A 12,513-nucleotide genomic window follows, 5' to 3' on the forward strand; every position below is an offset into this window, starting at 1 on the left:
GACAGAGAACATGGCAATCGCAGTTGATGTGGCAAAAGACCCGAAGGCGATCAAGTCGAAATTCATTGGGAATTTTACAAAGCGTCAGGTCATTTGCTTTGGAGCGGCTGCTGTGGTGGGAGTACCATTTTATCTTCTGACAAGAAAGGTAATCGGGACGGACGTGGCTGCCCTCATGATGGTGGCAGTCATGCTCCCGTTCTTCTTTATAGCAATGTATGAAAAGGACGGAGTGCCTGCGGAGCAGTATTTGAAGCAGGTCATAGAGATGAGATTTATCCGGCCCGGGATACGAAGGTACAAGGTGGAAAACCTCTACGAGCAGTTAAGAGAAAGAGAATCTATGGAAAAGGAGGTGGAAGCTCTTGAGCGCAAGCAAAAAAAGTGGAAAGAAGAGCGTTACGGCAAAGCCGAAGGTAAGCGGGAAGCAGACGAATAAGCCAGCAAAGACAGCACCAGCCAGGAAAGGTGGTAAGTCGATATTTGAGAGATTCACGGGGCTTACCCTTGCAGAGTTTCTTAAGCTTAAGAAGCTCAAAAAGACGCTTTCCGGAAATAATGGTCAGTCCGGCAATCAGATTTCCACACAGCAGACCATAACCTTTGACAAGATGTATCAGGATGGCATCTGCAAGGTTAGAAAGAATTATTACACGAAGATGATTGAGTTTTACGATCTCAATTATGTACTTCTGGATGAAGAAGAGAGAGCGGATATACTGGGGCTGTATTCACAGCTTATCAATTATTTTGATCCTACCATCAGCTTTCAGATTTTCCTCTTCAACAGGCATGTGAATGAGGAGACACTGGCGGCACAGTTTGAGATCTCTCCCCAGGGAGACAAGTTCGATGATATCCGTGAGGAGTTTTCGGATATGTTAAAGAAACTATCTGCAAAGGGAAATAACGGAGTCATAAAAAGCAAATATATTGTATTCGGCATTGAAGCGGAGAATATCAAGGAAGCAAGGCAGAGGTTCATAAGCCTGGAGGCGGATATCATTAAGAATCTCAAGAACCTTGGTACCAATGCGAAGTGTCTTGACGGAAAGGAACGCTTAAGAGTCCTGTATGAATTCTTCAATCAGGATAAGATGGAGCCTTTTCGTTTTTCATTTAAGGAAATGGCAGAGTCCGGCAACAGTGTAAAGGATTATATCGCACCGCAGGGCTTTGAGTTCCGTTTCCCCGGAAGATACAAGATGGGGCATATGTTTGGAGCAACCAAATATCTGGATATCATATCCCCGAAGCTGAATGATGAGCTTTTGAAAAGGCTTTTGGATATTGACAGTAATATTGCCATCTCCATTCACATGAGGACAATAGAGCCGATAGAAGCAATTAAACTCTTGAAAAGGGCGCTTTCGGATGTTCAGAAAACGAAGATTGACGAGCAGAAGAAAGCGGTTCGTGCCGGATATGATATGGATATTCTTCCCACAGACATTGTTCTGTATGAAAAGAATACCATGGAGCTTTTGGATGATCTGAATACCAGTAATCAGAAGCTCATATGGACAACAATTCTGATATCCAGTTTCGGAAGAAACAAGAAAGAACTGGAGAGTGTATCGCAGAGGGTGTCAGGAATCATACAGCAGGCAAACTGCCGTCTGATCGATCTTCAGTACAAACAGGAAGCGGCTATGAATGCGGCAGCTCCCATCGGTATCAATGATACAAAAGAGGGCAGGCATCTGATAACAAAGAACCTTGCTATTCTTGTACCATTTAATACTCAGGAACTGTTCCAACAGGGACAGTCGCTTTACTACGGGCTTAATGCCCTCAGCAACAATATGATTATGGCAGACCGTAAGAAGCTTCGTACACCGAACGGCGTAATCTTAGGTACGCCCGGTTCCGGTAAATCATTTTCTGCAAAGCGTGAGATCCTTGGGAGCTTTCTTGTATCAAGGGACGATATTTTGATCTGTGATCCCGAGGGCGAGTATTACCCGCTTGTAAAGGCGCTTGGCGGCGAGGTGGTTAAGCTGGCAACCAATTCAAAGGATTATCTGAACCCAATGGATATACAGCTTTCCCATAAAAATGACAGGGAGGCTCTTAAGCTTAAGAGCGATTTCCTCATCACGCTCTGTGATGCCATCGCAGGCGGAGAGACTGGTCTTGCCAATGATGAAAAAGGTATAATCGACCGCTGTATCGAGGGAATTTATGATGAGTATTTCAAGGATCCCAAGCCTGAGAAGATGCCAATATTGGAGGATCTATATGATGCCCTTGTAAAGTATGAGCCGGATAAGGCAGTATCGGAGGAGCTTGCCATTGATGCAAAGCAGAAGGCGGTTCGTATCGCAAACAGCCTTGTTTTATATGTGCATGGCTCTCAGAATTATTTCAACCACAGGACAAATGTGGACTCTCAGAACCGTATTGTCTGCTTTGATATCAGAGACCTTGGAAAGCAGCTGAAAGAGCTGGGAATGCTGATCGTGCAGGATGCGGTATGGAACAGGGTTTCCCGTAACCGTGAGCGAAGAGTTGCTACCCGTTACTACTGTGATGAGTTTCACTTGCTTTTAAGAGATAAGCAGACAGCACAGTATTCGGTTGAGATCTGGAAACGTTTCAGAAAGTGGGGCGGTATTCCCACAGGACTTACACAGAACGTAGGTGATTTCCTTCGTTCGGAGGAGATTGAGGGTATCCTCGGTAATAGTGAGTTTGTATATCTCCTCAACCAGAACGCGAAGGATCAGGTAATCCTGGCAGATAAGCTGGGACTTTCAGAAAAGCAGCTCCAGTATGTTACAAACTCAGAATCCGGATGCGGACTTATTCTTTTTAATGATGTGGTCATTCCATTTGCAGACCGGTACCCGACGGATACCAAGACTTATGCCATCATGAATACCCGTCCTCAGGAGGAAGAGGAGCATACTGCTGATAAGGGAGATGATTCGGATGGCAAAGAAAAAGAATAGCACGGCAAGGAAATCCATATCTGATGCAACCGGTATAAAGTCCGAAGGATTTGATGGGAAATCCGATACCGGAGAGTTTAAGAAAGAACGGGCTGGACCGAAAAGACCTGGCGGTACAAGGGTTAAGGGTAGTGCTTCAAAACAAAAGACAGTAAGTGAAGCACAGGAGATTTTTAATAATACTTCACAGAATCTAACTACCAAAGCGGATGAAAAAAGCAGAAAAGCAAATCAGGAATTTTTCAGTAAACATGAAAATGAAGATGAAAAGAATGCCGAGTATGTTTCTCAGCGTGAGGAAACAAGAGCACTCCGTAAGCACAGACAGCATGATAGCCGTGCAAGGGTAAAGGACAGTTTTATCCAGTCTGATGGAGATTTTCATGGTAAGACAGGCTTTGTGGAAGAGGCGGGTGCTGAGACAGCGAAAAGTCGGAAGCTTGATATGCTTAAGAAAAAAGCGGAAAAAGCCGAGGCAAAAGCGCAGAAGGCAAGAAAGAAAATGCCAAAGCGTAAGGAATATAAGCTGGTTCGGCACTTCGATGAAAAGACCGGGAAAACCACCTATGAGCTTCAGACCAATAAGGTTATCAAAAAGCCGAAGCCAGATAATCCCATAACAGCGGCAAACCGCAGGGCAATGATGGAGGCGCAGGGGATCGTGCATGACAAGATCTCAGAGGATGAAAAGGACAATTCCGGGGTTGAAGCTGCTCACAAGACAGAAGAATCAGTGGAAACGGGGATAGCCAAAGCCGGAGAGTTTAAGCGAGCTGAACAGGCCCAAAAGATAAATAAGGTGGCGGCTCTGGAAAAGAAACAGTTTAAGGCGGAGGTTAAATTCCGTTATCAGAAATATCTGGAGGAGCACCCCGAAGTAAAGAAGAAAACCATTCAAAAACGGCTTCAGAAACAAAGGATCAAGCGCGAGTATGCAAAGGCAATAAAGAAGGGAACGCAGGCAAAACAGGCGGCTGGTTACGCACAAAAGGCAGCAACGACTACCACGAATATGGCAAGAAAAATAGAAGAGTTTGCCCGGAAGCATATAGGAGCGATTGCAACTATAGGACTGTTCGGGCTTTTCTTTTTGCTCATATCAGCGAGTATATCGAGCTGCTCTGCGATATTAAATGGTGGTCTTTCGGCAACCATGGCAGGAAGCTATCAGAGCAGGCCTGCACAGCTTGATGCATCGGACGAAGCAATGACCTCAAGGGAAATGGCGTTGCAGAACACCATCGACAATATCGAAACAGACTACCCTGATTATGATGAGTATAATTATAACCTTGCGGAAATCGGACATAACCCTTTTACGTTGATCAATTATCTGTCTGCCATAAAGGTGGATGTGGTAGCTTCGGAGGTGGATACCGAGATCGAGTCGCTATTTGAGGAAATGTATGAGCTGACTCTTACACCAAGGGAAGAGACGAGGACGCGGACGGTCACAAATGATGACGGTGAAGAAGAGGAAGAGGAGTACACGGTGCAGATCCTTGATGTGGAACTGACAAGGAAACCACTGGAGGACATCGTGGAGGAGTGTCTCACCGGGAACTATGATGCGAGCGTTTTATATGCGGCATATCAGCAGACCAATGGTGCGCTTCAGCAGTTTTATACCCCGCTTGATACTGACTGGTACAGCCTGATAAAGAGCTACTATGGATATCGGAAAAATCCCATTACCGGAGATAACCAGTTCCACAGGGGAATTGATATAGCAGTACCGGAAGGAACAGAGGTGTATGCAGGTCATGACGGAACGGTGACCACGGCGGCTTATGACGATGAATACGGCAATTATATCGTAATCACAGATTCTCTTGGCTTTACCACCAAGTATGCACATCTTGAAAGCATGAATGTCAGTGCAGGCCAGACGGTAAAGCATGGAGCCGTTATAGGAAAGACCGGCAGTACCGGAGCTGTGACGGGCAGCCATCTTCATCTGGAGTGCTTATCGGACGGGGAGTATTATAATCCCCTTTTCTATTTTGAAAACGGCAATGGTTCTATATACGGATTGACTGATCCTGTGGGAGGTAGTGGAGATGTTGCAGCGCTTATAGCAGAAGCGGAGAACTATCTTGGATACCCTTATGTATGGGGAGGCAGCAATCCGTCAACGAGCTTCGACTGCTCCGGTTTTGTATGCTATGTGCTTACCCACAGCGGTTACTGTAATATGCCGAGAACCACGGCACAGGGAATATATAACCAGTGTCAGCATATCAGCGCATCAGAGGCAAGAGCCGGGGACATTATCTTTTTTACAGGTACATATAATGCCGGTAACCCTGTTACGCATGTAGGTATCTATGCCGGCAATGGACAGATGATCCATGCGGGTGATCCGATCAAATACTCTTCCATCAATACATCGTACTGGCAATCGCATTTCTATGGATTTGGCAGACCACCGGGACATTAAGGAGAGAAGATGAAAAGAGAAACAATCAAGAAAAACCGCATTCATGCCGCTGAAAAGAAAGAGTATTACACCGAGCGTGAGAAATACTGGGCAAGACTAGAACAGGAAGCGGATGATGCAGAAGCGATGAAAATCATCAGAAAAAAACATATTACACCTGAGCAACTGGCGCTGTTTAACAGCCTTTCGGAAAAAGAGGTTGCAGACATCCTGTCTACAAAGGAAAAGTCAAGTACCCCGCCTGATGAAGGCGGGGTTAATCATGCAGAAAATGAAAAGGAGATAAACGAAAATGCAAAGAAAGCTTTCAGTTAGGATTATTGCATCGCTGATTTTATCGGTGATGCTTTTTGCACTGCCGCTTGGAGCAGCTCTCGCGAATAGCTCCACGACAGTATCGGTATATGCCGAAGAGAGCGTGTCGGGTAATTCGACAGGAACTGCTGATGATTCTGCAACGGGAAGTAACACGAGTGACAGTTCTGACGGAAACGGAACAGGTACGGATGCTCCGAACCCATCTGAAGGCGCTGATGTCGGTACCGTTGATAATTCCAATAAGGGTGACAGCGCTTCTGATAATGGAACAGGGCCATCCGACCCCACACCGGCTACTGAACCTGCGCCTGAACAGGAGCCAAAATGTATCTGTGACAGCAAGTGTTCACAGTACGATTACAATCATGCATGTCCTGTGTGCAGTAAGAATTATAAGGACTGCACATATAAGGATCCAAGCGTAAAAATCACGATCAAAGTACCGGACGAATGGTATTCAAGTGGGACTTCCGTGAAGGTGAAGTTTAAGGTCGAGGATATCCTTGATACCGGGAATTTTGCCATAAAATCCGTAAAGGCAAAGATCGGACAGAATGGCAGTTACAACGATGTTACAGAGGATATGTACCTTGAGATTTCTGAAAACTGTACCGTATATGTTCTTGTGACAGATGCCAATGATAAGAGTTATGAGCGGAGCCGCTCTATAAAATGCTTTGATACAAGTAAGCCCACCCTTAATGCGGCAGTATCAGACGGACTTTTGACCATTCAGGCTTCGGACAATGACTCCGGTATCCAGGTTATCTATGTGAACGGGTATGAGTTTACGGATATCACAAATGGCACTGCAAATATAAGACTTTCCCAGTTTGATGCCGGATATGAGTATTTTACGATCACGGCCATGGATAATGCCGGCAATGTTTCGGAGGTATATAAGACAAAGAACCCTTATTACAAGGATCCGAATTCTGATGATGACAGTAATCCTGCAGAACAGCTTCCTAAAAGTGCTGAAGCTACAAAGCCTTCGACTGCTACGGCAACTGTGACAGACCATACAAAGACTGACAGTAATGGAAATACTACAAGTACGGTTAATGCTGCCGGTACTGCCAGTGCTAATACTTCGCCTGAAGCACACAAGAAAGCAGAGCTAGCAAAGGCGGATGCAGAGGAAACCGTCAAAAAGGATGATGAAAACGAAGAGGATAAGAATCTTGGAAAAGAGTTTTATACCATTGAGGCTGCAAGCGGAAAGGTATTTTATCTGATTATCGACCGTAACGGAGAGGAGGAGATGGTCTACTTCCTGACAGAGATCACAGAGAATGATCTTCTTAATGTCACAACAGACAATTCGGAGACTTTGCCGAAGAACTCCGCGGCTCTTGAATCCCAGATTCCTGTGACAGAGAGCGCTTTGCCAAATAATAATACGGATGTTGATGACACGCATGAAGTAGAAACGCCTTCAGAGACAACTGTAGAAACGGCGGAAGCTGAAACAGAGGAAACGGTAGAAGATGAACCGGAAGAGCCTGTTAAGAGCAACCCGATTTTAGGCTACATCATAATGGCAATTTTGGGAGCAGGAGTTATCGGAGCGGCATATTATTTCAAGGTCGTAAAGAAAAGGCAGGACGGCGATTTCATCGAGGATGAGGACGAAGATCCGGAAGAGGAAGTATATGCGGATGATGCTGATGAATCTGAAAAAGATGAGGATGATGCATGGTTTGACGAAGGAGATCAGGATTATCCGGAACCTAGCGAGGAGCAGAAGGAACATCCTGCGCCTACAGCAGATGATATGGAAGATGTAACTGTATCTGATCCAGAAGACGAGAGTTCTGAGGATGTATTACAAAAATAATTATTGATCTATGGCGGAGAGGTTATCCTCTCCGTCAGTTTATGAAAGGAGGCTTTTAGATAATGGAAGACATTAAACAGACGGTAGATCATGTCCTGGATGATATCACTGCAAAGCGCAATGAGGCGATGAGAAAAAATAACGCAACAGAGCAGGGCGGTGAAAGAAAGATGGAGGAGATCACAATCAAGTTCGGAAAGGGCTGTGTGGGTGAGCCATTTATGGGGAAGGATGGAAAAGAGTATAAGCAGATCCTTATTCCTAATAAGGATGCGAATGATCACAGTCCCTGGGCTACTTTTGTAGCGAGATCAAATGCGGTACATGAGGATAAATTCGGAAAGGGGATGTGGATGAAGCTCCCCGCAGACGGTCATACCACAGTACGGAAGGATCACTGCATCGGGGAAGGTGCTGACGGTAAGAAAATCTGGGAAACGGACAGGACAAAAGTATCCAACAGAGAGCTGAAAGGCATGGTGGAGTTTTATAAGTCCAGAGGCAAGGAACAGGAGGAAAAGCCGAGAGGATCCCTGAAAGACAGGCTTTCAGAGAAGAAAGCGGAAGTGTCCCATCAGAAGCATGATGCGCCTCAGAAGACTGCCACTAAGTCCAAAGAAGCTTCTTTATAAGGAGGCTGCCATGGGATACAAGTTAGTGGTTACCGAGAAGCCCAGTGTGGCCAGAGCCTATGCGGATGCGCTTGGCGTAAGGAATGCGCAGGATGGCTACATCGAAGGAAACGGTTATATCATTTCATGGTGTGTGGGACACCTGATAGAGTTGGCACAGGCAGATGCTTATGATCCTTCACTTAAGAAATGGTCGTATAAGTCGCTCCCGATCATGCCGTGGAAGTGGCAGTATGAGATCAAAAAGGATACGAAAGCTCAGTTTAAGGTGCTAAAGAAACTCATGCACGATAAAGGCGTGGACGAGACTATTTGTGCAACCGATGCCGGGCGCGAAGGCGAGCTGATTTTCAGACTTGTATATGAGCAGGCAGGATGCGATAAGCCTATTAAGCGTTTATGGCTTTCCTCCATGGAAGAGAGCGCCATAAGGGAAGGTTTTGCCAATCTAAAACCCGGATATATGTACGAAAATCTTTATCAGAGTGCATTATGCAGACAGCAGGCCGACTGGCTTGTAGGTATCAATGGCACGAGACTTTTCACAGTACTTTACAACAGGCTTTTAAAGGTGGGAAGGGTGCAGACTCCTACACTTGCAATGCTTGTGGACAGGGATGAAGCAATCCGTACCTTTAAGAAAGAACCGTTTTATACCTGCCATATAGATGTAAACGGCATGGAAGCGGTATCTGATAAGTTCAAGACCAAAGATGAAGCAACATCTGTAGAGGGCTGTGCTGTATTTAATCAGGTTCGTATCACAAAAGTGGAGGAGGAAGAAAAAAGTGTCGCACAGCCGAGACTTTACGACCTTACCACCTTACAGAGGGACGCCAACCGTATTTTTGGATTTACGGCAAGGCAGACTTTGGATTACACTCAGAACCTTTATGAAAAGCGCCTTTGTACATATCCGAGAACTGACAGCCAGTTTCTATCTGAGGATATGGGGCAGACTGTAGAGGATGTGATCGGAGCAGTGTTTAAGAGTGTACTAAAGATGCCGCTGGATTATTCGCCGGATATCGACCGAGTCTTAAACAGCAAAAAAGTCACAGACCACCATGCCGTTATTCCTACGATGGAAATAGCGAAACAGGATATGGATGCACTTGCAGAGGGAGAGAAGAAGATTCTTTCCCTCATTTCATATCGTGTTCTATGTGCTACAGCAGGACGACATGTGTTTAAGAGCATGAAGGTGGAGCTTGACTGCGACGGGTACAAATTTCATGCAAGCGGAAAGACCATCATATCCGAAGGCTTTAAGAAATATGAAAAGATGCTCGGGAACTGCTTTAAGGTAAAAGCCGACGCAGAGGATGAGGAACAGTCTTTGCCTGTGGTACATGAGGGACAGTCATTTCGAGATGTTAATCCGAGAGTGGTCGAGGGCTTTACGCAGCCGCCAAAGTCATTCACAGAGGATACGCTCCTTAAGTATATGGAAACAGCCGGTGCATCGGAAATGGATGATGATGTGGAACGTAAGGGGCTTGGTACACCTGCCACAAGAGCGGATATCATCGAAAAGCTGGTAAAGGATGGGTTCGTCAAAAGAGATAAGAAAAAGCTGATTCCTACGGATGACGGGATCAAGCTCATAACCATCCTGCCGGATGTGGTGAAATCTCCGCAGATGACAGCAGACTGGGAGAATGCACTTGTCCTTGTCTCAAAAGGTGAGATGAGTGCGGATGCCTTTATGAAGGGCATTAAGGAAATGGTAACGGAGTTAATAAAAACATACAGCAGAGTAAGTGAGGAGGAAAAGAAAGTGTTTGATTCAGAAAATGCAATCGGGAAATGCCCGAAGTGTGGCGGGGATGTCGTTGTTGGCAAGTATGGAGCTTACTGCACCGAGAAATGCGGCATGAGCCTTGGCTATGCTATGGGAAGAAAGCTGGAAGAGGAGCAGATTAAGAAGCTTCTTGCAGGAGAAAAGATCTTAATGAAAGGTCTTAAGAGCAAGAAGGGCAAGACCTATGACGCTTTTCTTAAACCTGAAGGTGTGGAGTCATATGATTACACCAATAAGGATGGGGAGGAAAAGGAGGGATTCCAAATTAAGTTTAGCTTCGAGTTCCCGGAAAATAAGAAGGGAGCGTGAGGAGCATGAAAAAAGCTGTAAAAGTTATGTTTGTCATGATTGCGGCAGGTGCAGCTGTATCAGCAGTAATCATTGGCATAAAAAAGCACAGGGACAAAAAAGAATATTCCTGTGATGATTATTATGATTTTATGGAGGAAACAAATGATGAACAGTAAAAACTATGTAATCGCAACTGAGGTTGCAGAAAAGCCAAAGACAAGCGGTAAGGCACGCTTCACAGCATATATGCAGGGCATGAAGAAGCTGGAGCGTAAGGCACAGATGCAGAAGGAAGCAGCAATGAAGGGAGGAGCAAAAGCATGAATTACGAAGAGTTTAAGCAGGAAGTGGCAGATCGTATTAAGGAGTTTCTGCCTGAGAAGTACGCAGATGCGGATGTATCCATACAGACTGTTGTGAACAACAATGATCAGAAGCTGGATGGTCTTATGGTAAAGCTTGAGGACAGCAATATCGCTCCCAACATTTACCTCAATCAGTTTTATGAGCAGCATGAGGACGGCAGACCTATGGATGATATCCTGGCTGCAATCGCAGATGTCCACACTCAGCATGAGATGTCACAGGATTTCGATGTTAGCAGGCTTACGGATTTTGACAGCGTGAAGGATCGTATCACCTGCCGCCTTATCAATGCAGAGCATAATGCGGAATATCTTGCAGATAAGCCTCATACCATGGTGGATGACCTGGCTGTTACATACCATATCGCAATCGGCAAAGAAGAGAGCGGCACAATGAGCGCACCTATCACCAACAGTCTCATGGAGGGATACGGTGTGGATGTAGAGCAGCTCCATCAAATCGCCCTTAATAACATGGACACCCTTACTCCGGCAACCTTCAAGAGCATGACAGAGACCATGGTGGATATGATGCTTCCTGATATGATGCGAAATGGCATGACAGAGGAAGAGGCAAGGGAGGCCATCGCCGGTATGATCCCGCCTACACCTGATGAGATGATGTATGTACTTTCCAATGAGGATAAGTTTAATGGTGCGGCAGTTCTCCTTAACGATAAGGTCATGGATGATATCACCGAGAAGCTGGGTCAGGACTACTTCATCTTACCTTCGAGTGTGCATGAGGTGCTGATCGTGCCCAAGAATGATCAGATGGATCTTAAGACTCTTGAGAGCATGGTGCAGGATGTGAATGCCACACAGGTATCGCCGGAGGAAAGGCTCTCCAATCATGTATATGCCTATGACGCAAAGGAGCATGAGCTTTTCCGTGCAGACAAGGCAGAGGAAAGGGCTGCGGCAAAGGAAGCAGAGGCTTCAAAGGAAACTGCTGTAGAAAAGACCTCTGCAAAAGAAGAAAAGAGGCAGGAACGTCCTTCCCTTAAGGAGAGACTTGCTCAGAAGAAAGACATTGTTGCCAAGAATGAGGCAACCAGAGAGCCTCGTCAGATGAATAAGGACAGAGGCTCACAGGCTTTGGCATAAAGCGTAAAGATTTATTACAGGTGAGCGAAAAATCCCCCGAATAGTCAGAGCGCTTATTCGAGGGAAGATATTTTATAGTTTTTCAAGACGCATTTTGTATCCAAGAGATCGGATTACTGACATAAAAGTGCTGTAGGTGATTTTTTCGGCGCTTTCATTGTTTCTAAGCTTTTGAATCACGGTAGGAGAGACAGAAGCCTTTTGTGCAAGTGTACGGACTGAGAGATTTTCTTCTTCCATTTTTTGTATGATAAACTCGGAGAGAAGGAAATCATCATATTCCTTGTCGAACAAAGCCTTCTGCTTGGGATCATCAGTTATAAATTCATCAAAAGTGGATTTCATTGCATTATTCCCCCTTTCCATTCTTATTCTTTTCATCAACCGCCTTTTTATACGCTGCCATGTTCTTTAGCGCAGTGGACTTTTCGTTTGGAGGCAGTTTATCTGATTTCTTATGGTATGCATTTGTGACGATAATCTTCTTTCCTGTGAAGAAAAAGCAAAGATATCTATCCGGCTGAGGCTTAAAAGCGTATATATCATCGCCCTCATTCCGGAACTTTGTTTTATCGTAAATGATACCAAAGTCGGCAAGTTTCTTTACAAGGATAAGAAACTTACGTTTCTGAACAGCAGACGCTTTCAAAAAGTACTCATAAGCCTGACTGATACCCTTGTCATCGAAATACCACTCGACTTTATAAAACTCACCTTCGTAAATTAAACATGTATCTTTATTCATGGCTTAAGTGTATCACA

12 protein-coding genes are annotated in these 12,513 nt (G+C 45.2%); 10 read left to right on the top strand and 2 right to left on the bottom strand.

Features of this window, described 5'->3' with window-relative positions:
• The first annotated feature begins 10 nt into the window (after window positions 1-10).
• From G625_RS0100190 to G625_RS17645, 10 genes are all read left to right on the top strand, one after another.
• A complete protein-coding gene (locus G625_RS0100190) occupies window positions 11-439 on the top strand; it encodes a PrgI family protein (protein WP_029199503.1) in 429 nt (142 codons plus the stop codon).
• On the top strand, window positions 366-2,954 hold the full coding sequence (locus G625_RS17625; RefSeq protein WP_330364919.1) for a VirB4-like conjugal transfer ATPase, CD1110 family: 2,589 nt from the start codon (window positions 366-368) through the stop codon (window positions 2,952-2,954). The genes G625_RS0100190 and G625_RS17625 overlap by 74 nt, the downstream gene beginning before the upstream one ends.
• Complete coding sequence (locus tag G625_RS17630) at window positions 2,935-5,394, top strand: CD1108 family mobile element protein (RefSeq protein WP_049895513.1); 2,460 nt, start codon at window positions 2,935-2,937, stop codon at window positions 5,392-5,394. The genes G625_RS17625 and G625_RS17630 overlap by 20 nt, the downstream gene beginning before the upstream one ends.
• Window positions 5,395-5,403: 9 nt before the next feature.
• Window positions 5,404-5,709, top strand: a complete 306-nt coding sequence (locus tag G625_RS17635) for a hypothetical protein (RefSeq protein ID WP_044931020.1) — start codon at window positions 5,404-5,406, stop codon at window positions 5,707-5,709.
• A complete protein-coding gene (locus G625_RS17640; RefSeq protein WP_084152690.1) occupies window positions 5,687-7,552 on the top strand; it encodes a CD1107 family mobile element protein in 1,866 nt (621 codons plus the stop codon). Before G625_RS17635 ends, G625_RS17640 begins: the two co-directional genes overlap by 23 nt.
• A 62-nt stretch (window positions 7,553-7,614) precedes the next feature.
• Window positions 7,615-8,184 (top strand): hypothetical protein, encoded by a 570-nt coding sequence (locus tag G625_RS0100215; RefSeq protein WP_029199504.1) that lies wholly within the window; start codon window positions 7,615-7,617, stop codon window positions 8,182-8,184.
• A gap of 10 nt (window positions 8,185-8,194) precedes the next feature.
• Window positions 8,195-10,297, top strand: coding sequence for a type IA DNA topoisomerase (locus G625_RS0100220; RefSeq protein WP_029199505.1), 2,103 nt, complete (start codon window positions 8,195-8,197; stop codon window positions 10,295-10,297).
• Window positions 10,298-10,302: 5 nt separating this feature from the next.
• Window positions 10,303-10,455, top strand: coding sequence for a hypothetical protein (locus G625_RS22190; RefSeq protein WP_156884968.1), 153 nt, complete (start codon window positions 10,303-10,305; stop codon window positions 10,453-10,455).
• Window positions 10,442-10,603, top strand: coding sequence for a hypothetical protein (locus G625_RS22195; protein ID WP_156884969.1), 162 nt, complete (start codon window positions 10,442-10,444; stop codon window positions 10,601-10,603). The genes G625_RS22190 and G625_RS22195 overlap by 14 nt, the downstream gene beginning before the upstream one ends.
• On the top strand, window positions 10,600-11,751 hold the full coding sequence (locus G625_RS17645; RefSeq protein ID WP_044931021.1) for a DUF5688 family protein: 1,152 nt from the start codon (window positions 10,600-10,602) through the stop codon (window positions 11,749-11,751). Before G625_RS22195 ends, G625_RS17645 begins: the two co-directional genes overlap by 4 nt.
• Window positions 11,752-11,823: 72 nt before the next feature.
• On the opposite strand, the gene G625_RS0100240 is transcribed toward G625_RS17645, so the two are convergent.
• Window positions 11,824-12,096, bottom strand: a complete 273-nt coding sequence (locus G625_RS0100240; RefSeq protein ID WP_026513646.1) for a hypothetical protein — start codon at window positions 12,094-12,096, stop codon at window positions 11,824-11,826.
• A 4-nt stretch (window positions 12,097-12,100) separates the two neighbouring features.
• Entirely contained in the window at window positions 12,101-12,496 is a 396-nt protein-coding gene (locus tag G625_RS0100245) for a type II toxin-antitoxin system RelE/ParE family toxin (RefSeq protein ID WP_029199506.1), read from the bottom strand.
• Window positions 12,497-12,513: the final 17 nt, after the last annotated feature.

It is taken from the genome of Oribacterium sp. NK2B42 (genome assembly GCF_000424445.1).
In the GTDB taxonomy this organism is placed as follows: Bacteria; Bacillota; Clostridia; order Lachnospirales; family Lachnospiraceae; genus Oribacterium.

Excerpts from the sequence above, each read along its gene's own strand:
- G625_RS17635 (WP_044931020.1), top strand. The coding sequence starts at position 5,404 with ATGAAAAGAGAAACAATCAAGAAAAACCGCATTCATGCCGCTGAAAAG.
- G625_RS0100220 (WP_029199505.1), top strand. The coding sequence starts at position 8,195 with ATGGGATACAAGTTAGTGGTTACCGAGAAGCCCAGTGTGGCCAGAGCC.
- G625_RS0100245 (WP_029199506.1), bottom strand. The coding sequence starts at position 12,496 with ATGAATAAAGATACATGTTTAATTTACGAAGGTGAGTTTTATAAAGTC.
- G625_RS17640 (WP_084152690.1), top strand. The coding sequence starts at position 5,687 with ATGCAAAGAAAGCTTTCAGTTAGGATTATTGCATCGCTGATTTTATCG.
- G625_RS22195 (WP_156884969.1), top strand. The coding sequence starts at position 10,442 with ATGATGAACAGTAAAAACTATGTAATCGCAACTGAGGTTGCAGAAAAG.
- G625_RS17630 (WP_049895513.1), top strand. The coding sequence starts at position 2,935 with ATGGCAAAGAAAAAGAATAGCACGGCAAGGAAATCCATATCTGATGCA.
- G625_RS0100190 (WP_029199503.1), top strand. The coding sequence starts at position 11 with ATGGCAATCGCAGTTGATGTGGCAAAAGACCCGAAGGCGATCAAGTCG.
- G625_RS0100215 (WP_029199504.1), top strand. The coding sequence starts at position 7,615 with ATGGAAGACATTAAACAGACGGTAGATCATGTCCTGGATGATATCACT.
- G625_RS22190 (WP_156884968.1), top strand. The coding sequence starts at position 10,303 with ATGAAAAAAGCTGTAAAAGTTATGTTTGTCATGATTGCGGCAGGTGCA.
- G625_RS0100240 (WP_026513646.1), bottom strand. The coding sequence starts at position 12,096 with ATGAAATCCACTTTTGATGAATTTATAACTGATGATCCCAAGCAGAAG.
- G625_RS17645 (WP_044931021.1), top strand. The coding sequence starts at position 10,600 with ATGAATTACGAAGAGTTTAAGCAGGAAGTGGCAGATCGTATTAAGGAG.